The sequence below is a fragment of the Caulobacter sp. GW821-FHT05F04 genome (genome assembly GCF_059419665.1).
Map to the genome: position 1 here is coordinate 29937 of NZ_JBWKSF010000005.1, position 14403 is coordinate 44339.

The following is a 14403-nucleotide window of genomic DNA, read 5'->3' on the forward strand; positions in this document are numbered from 1 at the left end:
GCGGAGAACGACCTCGGAACCATAGCCCATCCGCCGCGCGGGGCTAGGTCGTCGGTTCCCGCGCCGCCTGCGACGGGGTCTGGCGCGGCGAGAGATAGATCTTGCGGCCGTCCGGGTCGGTCCGCATGTCCAGCAGGGCGGCGATCATCGCCAGGGACTCGGCGGGGCGGTCCAGCTTGAACCGGCCGCTGACCTTCAGCTCGCCCAGGGCCGCGTCATGCAGGGCCACACTCTGGGCGGTGTAGCGGTTGAGGCGGGCGATCACATACTTCAGCGGCAGGGCGTCGGCGTCCAGCCAGTCGGAGCGCCAAGCCTGGTAGCTGTCGGCGCCCAGACGGCCCTGGACCGGCGCGCGGTCGGCGACCAGCATCAGCCACTCGCCCTTGCCGACACGGCGCTCGGCCCCGTCGCGGTTGACCCGCACCACGCCGTCGAACACGCGCACCTGGACGGCGTCGCTGACCAGTTCGACCTCGAAGGTGGTGCCGACGGCGGTCACCTGGGTGTCGCCGGCATGGACCCGGAAGGGTCGCTTGGCGTCCTTGGCGACGTTGAACACCGCGTCGCCCTTGTTCAGCGCCACGTCGCGGGCGGCGCGGCTGTAGCGCACCGAGACGCCGGTGTCGGCGGCCAGGCTGATCACGGACTTGTCGCTCATCCGATGCTCGGCGCGCGCGCCCACCGGGGTGGCCAGGTCGATCGGCCTTTCGCTCAGATACGGACGCATCAGCACCATGACCGACAGCCCCGCGACCATGGCGACGCCGGCGGCGATCAGACCCATGCGCAGTTGTCGCCTCTTGGCGGGCGCGACGCGGACGCGCTCGACGGCGTCCAGCAGGGCGGTGTCGCGCTGGGTGTCACGCATCAGGGCGAAGGCGGCCGCGCGGCTGGGCGCGCTGGCCAGCCAGGCTTCCAGTTCGTCGCGTTCGGCTTGCGTGAGGTCTGGCAGGCGATCGGCCCAGTCGGCCGCGATCTCCAAGTCCTCGTCGGATGGCGGGCGCCAGTTGTCGTTAGCGCGCATCCTGGCGGCTCCCTTCTCGCGCGGCGTTGACCGCCGCGTCCTGCATCGCGCCGGCCAGTTCGGTCATGGCCCGCACGAGGTGTTTCTTGACGGCCTCCACATTGATCCGAAGATCGTCGGCGATGGCTTGTCTGGACTGGCCGTCGATGTGACGGCGGATGAAGATGTCGCGGCGCAGCGGCGAGAGACGCTTCAGCGCCTTCTCGAACACCGCGGCGCGTTGCTTGTGCTCCAGCACCGCGTCGGGCAGCGGCAGGTCGCAGCCGAAGTCCTCGTCGCCGATCGGCTCCTCGCGCCGGTCGCGGCGGGCCTGGGCGTAGATCAGCGAGTCCGCCACCCGGTAGGCATAGGCCAGCGGTTGAGTGATCTCCTGCTTTCGCGCCTGGCGCATCACGGTCAGGAGGGTCTCCTGCAGGATGTCCTCGGCGCGCGTGGGATCCTTCGATCGCCGCACGATATAGGCCGCCAGCTTGCGCTCGTGGGGTCGTAACTCCGCGAGGACGTCCTTCATGGCGCTTCCAGTCGGCATGGTCGTGCACGCGTCCATGGAGGGGAGAGGCGCGAGCCGCGCGAACGGGGACAGAAAATGTTTGGGCCTCGGAGTTGGCCCTTTAAAATTCATAGGTCACACCCAGCGTGAAGGTGCGGCCGCTGACCGTGCGGGCGGTCAGGCGCTTCTCGGTGATGTCACTGTACTGGGTGATCGGTTCGTCGGTCAGGTTGACGCCTTCCAGCACGATCCGCAGTCCGCCGGCTGTGTTGTAGTGGGCGGCGAAGTCGACGTTGTTCGACGCCTTGTAGCCCGAGCCGATCGAGCCCGGGCTGCCCGCGCCGTCCAGATAGCCCGAACGGTAGGCCGAGGAGACCCGCGCGCCCCAGCGCGCGGTCTCGTAGTAGAGCGTCGCGTTCGAGGTCCATTCCGACAGCTGGAAGAGGTTCAGGGCTATCGAGCGGTCCTCGATCAGCACGTTCGAGCGGCCGGCGGCGTGGGTGACGTTGCCGACGAAGCCCAGCTTGTCGAATGGGGCGGGCAGGAAGGTGAAGTCGCGCTGCAGGGCCAGCTCGATCCCCCTGATCGAAGCGCCGTCGCCGTTCACCGGTCGTACGAAGGTGTAGACCGTATCAGGACCGTTGCCGGGCGCCAGGAATGACAGCGGATAGCCGGTCGAGCCATAGCGCACCGCGCTGGTCGCCGTGGTGATGAATGAGTCCATCCGCTTGTAGAACAGGCTGACGGCGAAATAGCCTCCGCGACCTTGGTAGACCTCCAGCGCGCCCTCGACCGCGTCGGCCAGGAACGGGTGCAGGTTTGGATTGCCGGCCGCGATGGTCCCGCCGAACGGGGCCGAGTTGACATTGCCGGCCGCGCGGAGGTCCGAGAGGCTTGGCCGACTGATGTTGCGGTTGGCGGAGAACCGGGCGACGACGCGCGGCGACAGGTCGACCGCCAGGTTCAGGGCGGGCAGTACGCCATCATAGTGGCTCTGGATCGAGGCCGGCTCCAGCTTGGTCCCGGTATTGACCATGCCGGCCGAGGTCAGGTCCGTGGCGTAGTAGCGGAAGCCGAAATCGCCGCGCCAGGTCCTGTCGCCCACCAGGCCGGTGGTCCGCGCTAGCAGATAGGCGGCGAAGGTCTTCTCGCTGAGCGAATAGTGCGAGCCAGGGATGTCGTCGGCTTCGGTCAGGTCGCGGTTCAGGCCCAGGCGCGCGAAGGTCGCGTCGATGTCGCCGACGATGTAGGGCCGCAGCGATTTCTCGAAGACCAGTTCCTTGACCGCCTGGGGCGCGGAACCGCCGGTCGGATAGTCCGCGCGGCCGCGACGGGTGTAGCCGTCGTTGCGGAACGCCTTGTACTGGGCGCCGCCCTCGATCGTCAGGACCGGCGCGGCTTGGTAGTCGAAGTCGAGGCGTCCGGTGGTGAACTGGTTGACGACCTGATCCTCGCGGGTGTCGGCCCGCATCAAGCTCCACTGGGTGGGATCGGCCGGGTCGAAGCCGTAGGTGCTGTTCGCCGCCGCATCGCCGCCGCGCAGGTCATAGGTGAAGGCCTTGTCGCTGGCCTGCAGGAAGATCTTGTCGAAGACCGGTCCTTCGAAATCCGACTTCGAATAGCCGACCGCGCCGCGCAGGCGCAGACGGTCGCCGGCCTGGATCTCGCCATTGATGGCGCCCTGCAGGAAGACGGTCGTGTCCTCCGAGCGCTTATGCTCGCTGCGCAGATCGACGCCGCTGGAATAGTCGGCATAGACGAGGCTGTCGCCCCGGATCTCGGCGGCGCGCAGGCGCTGGGTTCCCTTGACGTCGCCGGTCAGCGGATTGTCGCCGGCCGCCGCCAGGGAGAACTCGTCGCGATCGTTGGAAAGGCGTCCGTAGAGAAGGTCCGCGCCCAGCTTCACGCGGTCGCCGGGCTCATATTGCAGGGAGAGGGTGACCCCCAGCCGCTTGCGGTGGTCGAACCAGGTCGAATAGCTCTCGGCCATGGGCGCGACGACGCGGTCGGGGCCGGTGGCCAGCAGGCGGTCGGCGACGTCGCGCGCTACGTCCGGCCCGATATTGGCCGCGCCGAAGGTCACCGGCGACCAGCCCCAGTTGCGATAGCCGTACTCGTTGGCGTCATTTTCGCTATAGGCCACGGAGACCAGCGCGCCGACGTCGCCCCAGCGCCGTGAGGCCAGGGCCGCGATGCGCGGGCTGACCACGCCGGTGGCGCTGTTGTTCAGGGCCTTGGCCGAGAAGGCCAGCTTGTCGTCCGGATAGTCGAAGGGCTTGGCCGTGCGCAGCTCGACCGTGCCGCCGATGCCGCCTTCATCCTGGTCGACGGCGTAGGACTTCCAGACCGTGACCTTGTTGAAAAGCTCGCTGGCGAAGATCGAATAGTCGAAGGCCCGGGTGCGGCTGACCGAGCCGCGATTGTCCATGCCCGAGGCCGTCGAGGCCGAGACCTCCATGCCGTTCAGTTGGGCGCGGGTGAAGTCGGGGCCTAGGCCCCGTAGCGCGATCTGCCGGCCTTCGCCGGTGTCGCGCGAGATGGTCATGCCGGGCACGCGCTGCAGGGACTCAGCGAGATTGAGGTCGGGGAAAGCGGCGATGTCCTCGGCCAGGATCACCTCCTGGGCGCCGGCCACGCGCCGCTTCAAGTCGCGGGCGTGCAGCAGGGTCTCGCGAAAGCCGGTGACGACGACTTGGTCGACCTCGGTCGGCGCCTCGGGCGAGGGCAGGTAGCGCGGCGCGACGGGAGGAGGCGGTGAAAGGGGGGCGGTCGCTTCGCGCAGGACATAGCCGCCCCCGGCCGCCACGGCGCGCAGGTTCTGGCCGTCGATCAGACGGTTCAACGCCTGCTCTGGCGTCAGCAGGCCGCGCACGCCCCGGCTGGTGCGGCGGCGGATGTCGGCCAGGGTCATGACCGGCACGTCGGCCTGATGAGAAAAGGCGTTGAGGGCTTGAGAGAGATCGCCGCCTCGGATCTCGAAGCGCTTCGGCGCTTCGGCCCACACAGGCGCCACGGCGACCAGGGCCAGTACCGAGCCGGCCATGACTGGACCTGATCGTGACAGCCAGGCGCGCCGTCCCGCCATAAGCGTCCTCACAACGGCGGCCGGCAAAGCTTCAGGCGCCCGCGCGAACCCCTACAAAGGACGCATGTCACTAATTTGAAGGTTCTGTGGACGGATCTGTCCGAGCGCCCCGGCGTGGCCCAACGGCAACGTCTGGCCGGCTATGCGAAAAAGAGGGCCGCCATCCGGAAGAGGACGGCGGCCCAGTTCAAGGGGTCTCTTGGAAGGGGCTTAGAACTCGTAGGTCGCGCCGATCAGGATGGTGCGACCGCTGCTGACGTTCACCGTCGTCCGCTTGGCGGCGATGTCGGTGAACTGGATGCTGTGCTCGTTGGAGAGGTTGATGCCTTCCAGCGTCAGCTTCAGCTTCGGCAGCACGTTGTAGTGTGCGGCGAAGTCGATGTTGTTGGTCGCCTTGTAGCCGTCGCCGATGTTGCCGTTGCCGCCGGCGCCGGTCAGGTACTTGTCCCGATAGGCGGTCGACAGGCGCATCCCCCAGGCATCCGTCTCGTAATAAATGGTAGCGTTGGCCGAGTACTTCGACAGCTGGAACAGCGGCAGGGTCACCGACTGGCCGCTGATGATCACCGGCGAGGAGCCGTCGGCATAGGTGCCGTTGGCCACGACGCCCAGGTGGTTGAACGGGGCGGGCAGGAAGTCGAAGTCACGCTGGAACGAGGCTTCCAGACCCTGGATGTCGGCGCCGGGGCCGTTCACCGGGCGGCTGACGTTGTAAAGGATCGAGCCATCCTGGCCCGGCAGCAGGAACGAAAGCGGGAAGCCCGTCTGCGAATAGGGCATGATGCTGGTCTGCGACGTGATGAACGACTTCAGCTTCTTGTAGAAGACGCCGATCGTGAACGACCCGACCTTGCCGTCATAGAACTCCAGCGAGCCTTCGATCGAGTCCGAGGTGAACGGCGTCAGGTTCGGATTGCCGGTGCTGATCGTGCCGCCGAACGGGGCGGTGGTCAGCGAACCGGCGGCGGCCAGGTCGCCCAGGGCCGGGCGGCTGATGTCGCGGTTGGCGCTGAAGCGGGCGACCATGCCTTCGTTGACATCGACGGCCACGTTCAGGGCCGGCAGCCAGCCGTTATACTTGTGCTTGATCGACACCGGCTGAAGGCTGGTCCCGGTGTTCAGGGTGCCGTCCGAGCTCAGGTCGGTCGAATAGTAGCGCACGCCGGCGTTGGCCCGAACGCCCTTGCCCAGGATCTCGGTGTTCAGGTCGTACTGCAGATAGGCCGCCTTGGTCTCCTCGGTCACAGTGAAGGCCGTGCCCGGGGTGGCGAACTTCGCGCCCTGGGCTTCCAGGTTCCGCGTCTGGCCGATCTGGGCGTAGACCGGATCGACGTCGCCGACGATGTAGGCGCCCAGCGACTTGAACGGCAGGACCAGCTTGAGATTGTCCGGGATTTTGGTGTTGGCCGGGACGTTCCTGAACTGCTTGTCGCCCCACTGAGCGCCGTAGTTCTTGAACTTCTTGTATGAGACGCCGCCCTTCAGGGTGGAGATCTCGTTGGCGGCGAAGGCCACGTCGAACTTGGCGTTGGTGTATTCCGAGGAGATCTTGTTCTCCTGGGTGTCCATGCGCATCAGGTCCCACTTGGCCGGGTCGGTCAGGCCGGGGCCGTAGGTGTTGATCGGCATGCTCGGACGGTCGTCGAAGCTGAAGGCGTAGTTCTTGGATTCCAGGAACACCTTGTCGAAGACCGGCAGGGCGTAGTCCGACTTCGAGTAGCCGATCAGGCCCGACAGCAGCAGCTTGTCGGTGGCCTGGTACGAGCCGCTCAGACCCAGCTGATAGAACTTGGTCTTGTCTTCCTCGCGGTTGAATTCGCTGCGGATGTCGACGCCGGTGTAGCTGGAAGCGATCAGGGTGTCGCCCTGGATCACCGCCGTCTGCATCACCTGCGTGCCGGTGATGTTGCCGGTCAGGCTGTTGACGCCCGAAGTGGCCAGCGAGAAGTTCTGGCGGCTGTTTTCCAGCTGGCTGTACAGGCCGTCGAAGGCCAGCTTCAGCTTGTCGCCCGGCTCGTACTGCAGGGCCACCGTCGCGCCCAGGCGTTTGCGGTGGTCGAACCAGGTCGAATAGGTGTTGGCCTGCGGGGCGAAGACGGTCGCGGTGGCGGCCGTCAGGCGCGCGGCGTCGGCGGCGCTGACCCCCGAGCCGATATTGCCTGGATTGGCGCGGATCCGACCCCAATTGTAGCTGCGATAGCCGAACTCGTTGGAGTCGGTTTCGCCATAAGCGATCGAGGCCAGGGCGCCGAAGTCGCCCCAGCGGTTCGAGATCAGCCCCACCACGCGCGGCGTGATCTTGTCGTCGGCGTTGCTGTTGCGCTGGCCCTTGGCCGACAGCACGGCCTTAAAGCCCGGATAGTCGAACGGCTTGGCGGTCGCCAGTTGCACGGTGCCGCCGATGCCGCCTTCGTCCTGCTCTGAGGCGTAGGACTTCTGCACCGTTACGCGGTTGAACAGTTCCGAGGCGAACAGGCTGAAATCGAAAGCTCGCGAGCGGCTGACGCCGCCGCGGTTGTCCATGCCCGAGGCGGTGTTGCCCAGCACTTCCATGCCGTTCAGCTGGGTGCGGGTGAAGTCGGGACCCAGGCCTCGCAAGGTGATCTGACGGCCTTCGCCGCTGTCGCGCGAGATCGTCACGCCGGGGACGCGCTGCAGCGATTCCGCCAGGTTCAGGTCGGGGAAGGCGGCGATGTCCTCGGAAACGATCACGTCGACGGCGCCGACGGCCTTACGCTTGAGGTCGCGGGCGTGCAGCAGGCTGTCGCGGAAGCCGGTGACGACGATGGCGTCGACTTCCGAGACGTCACCAGGCGCGGCGGCGGGAGCCGGAGCGGCCGCCGGCGTCTCGGCGGCGTGCGCCTGGGCGGCGACGCCCAGCACGGCGACGGTCAGCGCCGTCGTGGTCAGAAGGTTGAACTTGGTGACTTTGAACATGGCCCCGATCCCTTGCGGTTTCCGCTTGAGCGATGACGGGACGGGGAGGCTTCCCCGCCGGTCGTCAGGCGGGGAGAGGCGGCCGAGGCCTTGGCGGGGACAGCTTTCGGCGCTGGAATTTTATGAAGTGTTTGCGACGGTTATCGTGATTTATCCTTGTGCGGATGGCTTTGGACGGCGCGCCGAGGATGCGTATCGCGATGGCGCGCGGGCCCGCTTTTGGCTAAGACGCCCGCCATGCTGCGTATTTCGGAACTGAAGCTGCCGCTCGGCCATCCACCGGAGGCGATGAAGCCCGCCATCGTCGAACGGCTGGGGATCGAGGCCGACGACCTGGTGAGCTTCGAAGTCGCCCGCCGCGCTCACGACGCGCGCCGCAAGTCGGCGATCCTGATGGTCTATTCGGTCGACGTGGCGCTACGCGACGAGGCCGCCGTGCTGGCGCGCTTTACGGGCGACCACCACGTCCGCATCACGCCCGACACCGAATACCGCTTCGTGGCCAAGGCGCCGGAGGGCTTCGACGGTCCGCGCCCGGTGGTGATCGGCGCCGGCCCCTGCGGCCTGTTCGCCGGCCTGATCCTGGCGCAGATGGGCCTGAAGCCGATCATCATCGATCGCGGCAAGGTCGTGCGCGAGCGGACCAAGGACACCTGGAGCCTGTGGCGCAAGAGCGAGCTGAACCCGGAGTCCAACGTCCAGTTCGGCGAGGGCGGAGCGGGGACCTTCTCGGACGGCAAGCTCTACAGCCAGATCAAGGATCCGCGCTTCCTGGGCCGCAAGGTGCTGGAGGAATTCGTCAAGGCGGGCGCGCCGGAAGAGATCCTGACCGAGGCCCATCCGCACATCGGTACTTTCCGCCTGGTGCACATGGTCGAACAGATGCGCGCGCTGATCGAGAGCCTGGGCGGTGAGTATCGCTGGCGGCACAAGGTCGAGGACTTCGACATCGCGGTCGACGCCGACGGCGCGCGCCGGCTGAAGGGGCTGCATATCGCCGGGGGGGAATACCTTCAGGCCAGCCACGTGGTCATGGCCCTGGGCCATAGCGCCCGCGACACCTTCGAAGTCCTGTACGATCGTGGCGTCCATATCGAGGCCAAGCCGTTCTCGATCGGCGTGCGCATCGAGCATCCGCAGTCGTGGATGGACAAGGCGCGCTTCGGCGCCTGCGCGGGCCACCCCGACCTGGGCGCGGCAGACTACAGCCTGTCGCACCACTGCAAGAACGGCCGCACCGTCTACAGCTTCTGCATGTGCCCGGGCGGCACGGTGGTGGCGGCGACGTCGGAGCCCGGCCGTGTCGTCACCAACGGCATGAGCCAGTATTCGCGCAACGAGCGGAACGCCAATTCCGGCTTCGTGGTCGGCATCGACCCCGAACGCGACTATCCGGGCCATCCGCTGGCCGGGATCGAGTTCCAGCGCAAGTGGGAGAGCCTGGCCTATGTGGCGGGCGGTTCCAGCTATGCCGCCCCGGCCCAGAAGGTCGGTGATTTCATGGCCGGGCGGCCGTCGACCGAACTGGGCGAGGTCGCGCCGTCGTACAAGCCCGGCGTGACGCTGACGGATCTGTCGGCCTGCCTGCCGGATTTCGTGATCGAAGCCATGCGCGAGGCGCTGCCGGTCTTCGGTCGCCAGATCGCCGGTTACGACCACCCCGACGTGCTCCTGACGGGCGTAGAGACCCGGACGTCCTCGCCGATCCGGATCACCCGGGGCAAGGACTTCCAGAGCCTGAACACCGCCGGCCTGTTCCCGGCCGGCGAAGGCGCGGGCTATGCTGGCGGCATCCTCTCGGCGGCGGTGGATGGCATCAAGGTCGCCGAGGCCGTGGCGCAGGCTTACCTGGCCGAGGGGCTGATCCCCGCGACGACCTGAAGCCATCGCGAGGATCGCATCGATCACTCGGCCGGTTCGCTGACCTGGGCCAGGGTCGGATAGTCGGTGTAACCCCGGGCGCCGTTGTCGAAGCCGTAGAAGGTGGTGGGATCGGGCGCATTGAGCGGCGCGCCCTTCTTCAGGCGCTCCACCAGGTCCGGATTGGCGATATAGGCCTTGCCGAAGGCGATGGCGTCGGCCTTGCCGGCCGCGATGGCGGCGTTGGCGCTGGCCAGATCGAACTTCTCATTGGCGATGTAGACGCCGCCGAACGCCGCCTTCAGCGCCGGACCCAGGCTGTCGGCCGCCTCGTACTCGCGGGCCGAGATGAAGGCGATCTTGCGCTCGCCCAGGGCCTTGGCGACATAGCCGAAGGTAGCCGGCAGGTTGCTGTCGCCCATCGAGTGGCTGTCGGCGCGCGGGGCCAGGTGGACGCCGACGCGGTCGGCGCCGAACACGGAGATCGCCGCGTCGGTGGCTTCAAGCAGCAGGCGGGCGCGGTTCTCGATCGAGCCGCCATACTGGTCGGTGCGCTGGTTCGAGCCGTCCTGCAGGAATTGGTCGAGCAGATAGCCATTGGCGCCATGCAGTTGCACACCGTCGAAGCCGGCGTCCTTGGCGTTCTGGGCGGCCTGGCGGAAGGCTTCGACGACACCGCCGACTTCCTCGGTCGTCAGGGCGCGAGGCGTGGGGTAGGGGCGCTCGGGGCGCAGCAGGCTGACGTGGCCCTTGGCGGCGATGGCGCTTGGGCCGACCGGCAATTCGCCGTTCAGATGTTCCGGATCGGAGATCCGGCCGACGTGCCAGATCTGCATGAAGATGCGGCCGCCCTTGTCGTGCACGGCCTTGGTCACCTGCTTCCAGGCTTCCGTCTGTTCCTTCGACCAGATGCCCGGGACGCCAGCATAGCCGATGCCTTGCGGGCTCACGGGCACGCCCTCGGTGATCAGCAGACCGGCCGAGGCGCGCTGGGCGTAGTAATCAGCCATCAGGGCGTTGGGGATGTTGGTCGGACCAGCGCGCAGGCGGGTCAGCGGCGCCATGACCACGCGGTTGGGCAATTCAAGCGCGCCGACGCGCAGCGGGTCGAACAGGGTAGGCATAGGAGACTTGTCCCTCGAACGGGGCGCCGACCCTCCGTCGGCGTCTGCGAAGCTAGGTGGGGACTGGGCTTTCTATCGCAACCGCAACAGTCGCGATTTCGTCTGAAGGCGACGCGGTGAAAATCTAAAGCGGCTTCAGTTCCTGGAGCATGGTCGGGACCAGCTCCGATACCGTGGGGTGGATGTGCACCGCCCGCGAGATGACCGTGTAGGGCGCCTTGGCGTACATGAGGTCCAGCATGCCGTGGACGACCTCGTCGCCGTTCAGGCCCAGGATCGCCGCGCCGAGGATCTCTTTGGTCTCGGCGTCGACCACCACCTTCATGAAGCCTTGGGTCTCGCCCTTCTCGACGGCGCGGCCGACGCGGGTCATCGGGCGCTGGCCGACCAGGAGCGTGCGGCCGCTGGCCTTGGCCTCCGCCTCGGTCATGCCCACGCGACCCAGCGGCGGGTCGATGAACAGGCCGTAGCAGGTGATGCGGTCGCTGACCTTGCGCGGATCTTCATCCAGCAGATTGGCGGCGATGATCTCGAAGTCGTTGTAGGCGGTGTGGGTGAAGGCGCCCTTGCCATTGCAGTCGCCCATCGCCCAGATCCCCGGGACATTGGTCTTTAGTTGGTCGTCGACCACGACATAGCCGCGCTTGTCGGTCGCGATCCCGGCGGCCTCCAGTCCCAGGTCGTCGGTGTTGGGCTTGCGGCCCACGGCCAGCAGCACGTGCGAACCGGTCACCTGCGGCGCGCCGGCCTCGCAAGTGACATGGACGCAGTAGCCTTCCGGGCAAGTGCTGAAGCTGATGCACTCGGCGTTGAGACGGACGGTGACGCCCTCGGCTTCCAGGATCTCGCGGACCGTGTCGGAGATCTCCGGGTCCTCGCGGCCGATCAGGCGCGGGCCCATCTCGACGACGGTCACCTGGCTGCCGAAGCGGCGGAACATCTGGGCGAATTCCAGCCCGATATAGCTGCCGCCGACGATGACCAGGTGCTCGGGCAGGGTGTCCAGCTGCATCATCCCGACATTGGTCAGGTAGTCGATGTCACCGATCCCCGGCATGTCCGGCGCGTTGGCCCGGCCGCCGACGTTCAGGAAGATCTTGGGCGCGGTCAGCAGACGCTCGCCCACGCGGACCGTGTCGGCGCTCTCGAAGCGGGCATGGCCCTGGAGGACCGTGACGCCCTTCATGCCGCGCAGCCATTTTTCGACATTGCCGCGGGCGTCGCGGACCACCGTCTGCTGGCGATCCTTGACCCGCTTCATGTCGACGCCGACGTCGCCCTGGAGGACGACGCCGTAATCCGCCGCGCGGCGAGCAAGATGCGCTGCGTAGGCGCTGGCGACCAGGGTCTTGGTCGGCATGCAGCCGGTGTTGACGCAGGTGCCGCCGAAGTCCTTGCGCTCGACCATCGCCACGGTCCAGCCGGCGGCGCTGAGGCGACCGGCCAGGGAGGGCCCGGCCTGACCGGCCCCGATGATGATGGCGTCGAAGGCTTCGGCGGCGGCCATGGTCAGATCGCGGCCTTGGCCAGGAAGAAGATCGCGAAGGCGCCGACGACGGCGACGACGTCCTCGATGATGGCGGCCGGCTTGTCCTTGCCGAACCTGGCCGCCAGGCGACCCCGGAACTCGGCGCCGACGAACGTGCCGATCACCGCGCCGACCGCGCCGATGACCATGCCGCGCAGCCAGTGGGTGCCGGGCATCATCAGGGCCGCGCCGGCGAAGGCGCCGGTGAGCACGCGGGCGATGAACTGGTGCGGAACCTTGCGGCTCGGCGTCTTGGGATGCTGGTCGGCGATCAGTTCCAGCGCGGCCAGGGCGCTGAGGACCAGGACCGGAATCAGCCCGCCCAGCCAGGCAAGCGGATAGCCGGCCAGCGGCAGCCAGCCCAAGCGGGCGGCCCAGGCGGCGGCGGCGGGCGCGGTCATGGCGCGCAGACCGGCGATCATGCCGATCAGCAACGCGAACACGTAGAGCAACATGAAAAGACTCCCCCTCACAACGAGACGCCGAGACTGGCTTGCCTTGCAACCTGACCGCAAGAGCCTACGCGGCGATTGCATGTTCCAATCGCTTTTGGCGTGATCGCGACGTCGATACTGACAGCAGGCTGTCAGCAGCATGTTCCTAGAACGGTGAGCAACGAAACACCGAGAGGGACATCCGATGCTCAAGACCCATACCGGCAGCTGCCACTGCGGCGCCGTGCGCTACGAAGCCGAGATTGACCTGCAGGCCGGAACCGGCCGTTGCAATTGCTCGATCTGCGCCAAGACCCGCAGCTGGGGCGCCTTGATGAAGCCAGATGCTTTCCGACTGCTGGCAGGCGAGGATCGCTTGGGCGACTACCTGTTCGGCTCGATGAGCTGCCATCATCGGTTCTGCGCGACGTGCGGTGTTCGGGTGTTCGGCCACGGCCATGTCGCCGAACTGGGCGGTGATTTCGTCACGATCCAAGTGGCGACGCTGGACGACACCACGCCGGAGGAGCTCGTCGCCGCGCCGATCAGCTATGCCAACGGCCGCGACAATCTCTGGTGGGAGCAGCCTAGCGAAGCCGAGATGCGCTACCTCTAGGCCGAGCGGAGCGCCTCGAACCCGCGGTCGAGGTCGATCTTCAGATCCTCGATCGCTTCGAGGCCGATGTGGAAACGCAACAGCGGGCCTTCCAGGCTGACCGGGACCGAGCGGTTCTTAAGCTGCGGATCGCAGTGAATGGCCAGGCTCTCGTAGCCGCCCCACGAGAAGCCCAGGCCGAACAGCTTCAGCGCGTCGAGGAAGGCGTGGACGGCGCGCTGGCTGCACGGCTTCAGCACCACGCCGAACAGGCCGCAGGCGCCAGTGAAGTCGCGCTTCCAGAGCGCGTGGCCCGGATCGCCGGGCAGGGCGGGATGCAGCACGCGCGCCACCTCGGGACGGTCCTGCAGCCAGCGGGCTATGACAAGACCGTTCTCGTGATGGCGGGGCAGGCGCGTGGTCAGGGTCCGCAGGCCTCGGAGCATGGTGTAGGCGTCGTCCGGCGAAACCGACCAGCCGATGTCCCACATGGCGTCGCCCAGCGCGTTGCCGATGTCGGCATCCATGGTCGTGGCCGAGCCCATGAAGCAGTCCGAGTGGCCGCCGATATATTTGGTCAGGGCCTGGACGCTGATTGTCACGCCGTGCGCCAAGGGCTTGAAATAGAGGCCGGCCGCCCAGGTGTTGTCGATCAGGGTGATGACGCCACGGTCGTTGGCCGCCTTGGCGATGGCCGGCACGTCCTGCATCTCGAAGGTCAGGGAGCCCGGGGCTTCCAGCAGGATCATTCGGGTCTTGGGCGTCACCAGCGCCATCAGCCCGTCGGCGTCCAGCGCCGGGTCATAGTAGGTGGTGGCGACGCCGAAACGGGTCAGGACGCGGTCGCAGAACCGGCGTGTCGGCTTGTAGGCGCTGTCGACCACCAGGATCTCGTCACCCGTCTTCAGCACCGCCAGCATGGCGCCGGTGATCGCCGCCAGACCCGAGGGATAGAGGGTGACGTCCGGCGAGCCCTCCAGCTCGGCCAGGGCCTTCTGCAGGGCGGCAGGCGAGGACAGGCCCGTGATGCCGTAGGTGATCTGGTCGTCGTCGTACAGTGACGCGGCGTTGGGCAGCAGCACCGTCGAGGCGCGCTGGATCGGCGGATTGACCGTGCGCGCCAGGGCTGTCGGTTCGGAGCCCTTGCGGATCAGGCGGGTTTCTTCATCCATGGCGGGGACTCTCGGCGACGCGGCGGTACGGTTGTGGTTTAGAGCGTGGCAGCCAAAAGTGTGAGCGGTTTTGGCGTCTGCCACGCTCTAAGCGTAAGAGATAGAGCCTGCTCAGGCAGGCTCTAGCGCCGCGCGCGCACGGTTCAAGGAGTGA

At 67.2% G+C, this 14403-nt stretch carries 10 protein-coding genes and 1 pseudogene; 2 read left to right on the forward strand and 9 right to left on the reverse strand.

What is annotated here, in order from left to right; translation table 11 throughout:
* Window positions 1-43 precede the first annotated feature (43 nt).
* The 4 genes from AC07R7_RS14380 to AC07R7_RS14395 all read right to left on the reverse strand — a co-directional run bounded on the left by AC07R7_RS14380 (window position 44) and on the right by AC07R7_RS14395 (window position 7536).
* Entirely contained in the window at window positions 44-1024 is a 981-nt protein-coding gene (locus AC07R7_RS14380; RefSeq protein ID WP_492885435.1) for a FecR family protein, read from the reverse strand.
* A complete protein-coding gene (locus AC07R7_RS14385; protein WP_492885433.1) occupies window positions 1014-1535 on the reverse strand; it encodes an RNA polymerase sigma factor in 522 nt (173 codons plus the stop codon). Before AC07R7_RS14385 ends, AC07R7_RS14380 begins: the two co-directional genes overlap by 11 nt.
* A gap of 100 nt (window positions 1536-1635) precedes the next feature.
* Entirely contained in the window at window positions 1636-4557 is a 2922-nt protein-coding gene (locus AC07R7_RS14390) for a TonB-dependent receptor (RefSeq protein ID WP_494635624.1), read from the reverse strand.
* Window positions 4558-4809: 252 nt separating this feature from the next.
* Complete coding sequence (locus tag AC07R7_RS14395) at window positions 4810-7536, reverse strand: TonB-dependent receptor (RefSeq protein WP_494635625.1); 2727 nt, start codon at window positions 7534-7536, stop codon at window positions 4810-4812.
* A gap of 237 nt (window positions 7537-7773) precedes the next feature.
* Here AC07R7_RS14395 and AC07R7_RS14400 point away from each other — a divergent pair, with 237 nt between their 5' ends.
* On the forward strand, window positions 7774-9417 hold the full coding sequence (locus tag AC07R7_RS14400) for an NAD(P)/FAD-dependent oxidoreductase (RefSeq protein ID WP_494635626.1): 1644 nt from the start codon (window positions 7774-7776) through the stop codon (window positions 9415-9417).
* Window positions 9418-9440: 23 nt separating this feature from the next.
* Here the strand turns inward: AC07R7_RS14400 and AC07R7_RS14405 are convergent, their stop codons facing one another.
* The 3 genes from AC07R7_RS14405 to AC07R7_RS14415 form a co-directional block, all read right to left on the reverse strand.
* Entirely contained in the window at window positions 9441-10520 is a 1080-nt protein-coding gene (locus tag AC07R7_RS14405) for an alkene reductase (RefSeq protein WP_494635627.1), read from the reverse strand.
* A 124-nt stretch (window positions 10521-10644) separates the two neighbouring features.
* Window positions 10645-12027, reverse strand: a complete 1383-nt coding sequence (locus AC07R7_RS14410) for an FAD-containing oxidoreductase (protein WP_494635628.1) — start codon at window positions 12025-12027, stop codon at window positions 10645-10647.
* A 2-nt stretch (window positions 12028-12029) separates the two neighbouring features.
* On the reverse strand, window positions 12030-12503 hold the full coding sequence (locus tag AC07R7_RS14415) for a DUF4126 family protein (RefSeq protein WP_494635629.1): 474 nt from the start codon (window positions 12501-12503) through the stop codon (window positions 12030-12032).
* Window positions 12504-12687: 184 nt separating this feature from the next.
* On the opposite strand from AC07R7_RS14415, the gene AC07R7_RS14420 reads away from it, so the two are divergent.
* The gene (locus AC07R7_RS14420; protein WP_494635630.1) at window positions 12688-13098 is read left to right on the forward strand and encodes a GFA family protein; all 411 of its coding nucleotides are present in this window, start codon (window positions 12688-12690) and stop codon (window positions 13096-13098) included.
* Here AC07R7_RS14420 and metC read toward each other — a convergent pair.
* Window positions 13095-14249: a cystathionine beta-lyase gene (metC, locus tag AC07R7_RS14425; RefSeq protein ID WP_494635631.1), complete on the reverse strand. Its 1155-nt coding sequence runs from the start codon at window positions 14247-14249 to the stop codon at window positions 13095-13097. The two genes, AC07R7_RS14420 and metC, sit on opposite strands and share 4 nt — an antisense overlap.
* A gap of 41 nt (window positions 14250-14290) precedes the next feature.
* Window positions 14291-14368 (reverse strand): annotated as a pseudogene (locus AC07R7_RS14430) (hypothetical protein); the annotation flags it as partial.
* Window positions 14369-14403 lie beyond the last annotated feature (35 nt).

Coding starts and splice junctions, on each gene's coding strand:
- AC07R7_RS14380 (WP_492885435.1), bottom strand. CDS start 1,024: ATGCGCGCTAACGACAACTGGCGCCCGCCATCCGACGAGGACTTGGAG.
- AC07R7_RS14385 (WP_492885433.1), bottom strand. CDS start 1,535: ATGAAGGACGTCCTCGCGGAGTTACGACCCCACGAGCGCAAGCTGGCG.
- AC07R7_RS14390 (WP_494635624.1), bottom strand. CDS start 4,557: ATGGCCGGCTCGGTACTGGCCCTGGTCGCCGTGGCGCCTGTGTGGGCC.
- AC07R7_RS14395 (WP_494635625.1), bottom strand. CDS start 7,536: ATGTTCAAAGTCACCAAGTTCAACCTTCTGACCACGACGGCGCTGACC.
- AC07R7_RS14400 (WP_494635626.1), top strand. CDS start 7,774: ATGCTGCGTATTTCGGAACTGAAGCTGCCGCTCGGCCATCCACCGGAG.
- AC07R7_RS14405 (WP_494635627.1), bottom strand. CDS start 10,520: ATGCCTACCCTGTTCGACCCGCTGCGCGTCGGCGCGCTTGAATTGCCC.
- AC07R7_RS14410 (WP_494635628.1), bottom strand. CDS start 12,027: ATGGCCGCCGCCGAAGCCTTCGACGCCATCATCATCGGGGCCGGTCAG.
- AC07R7_RS14415 (WP_494635629.1), bottom strand. CDS start 12,503: ATGTTGCTCTACGTGTTCGCGTTGCTGATCGGCATGATCGCCGGTCTG.
- AC07R7_RS14420 (WP_494635630.1), top strand. CDS start 12,688: ATGCTCAAGACCCATACCGGCAGCTGCCACTGCGGCGCCGTGCGCTAC.
- metC (WP_494635631.1), bottom strand. CDS start 14,249: ATGGATGAAGAAACCCGCCTGATCCGCAAGGGCTCCGAACCGACAGCC.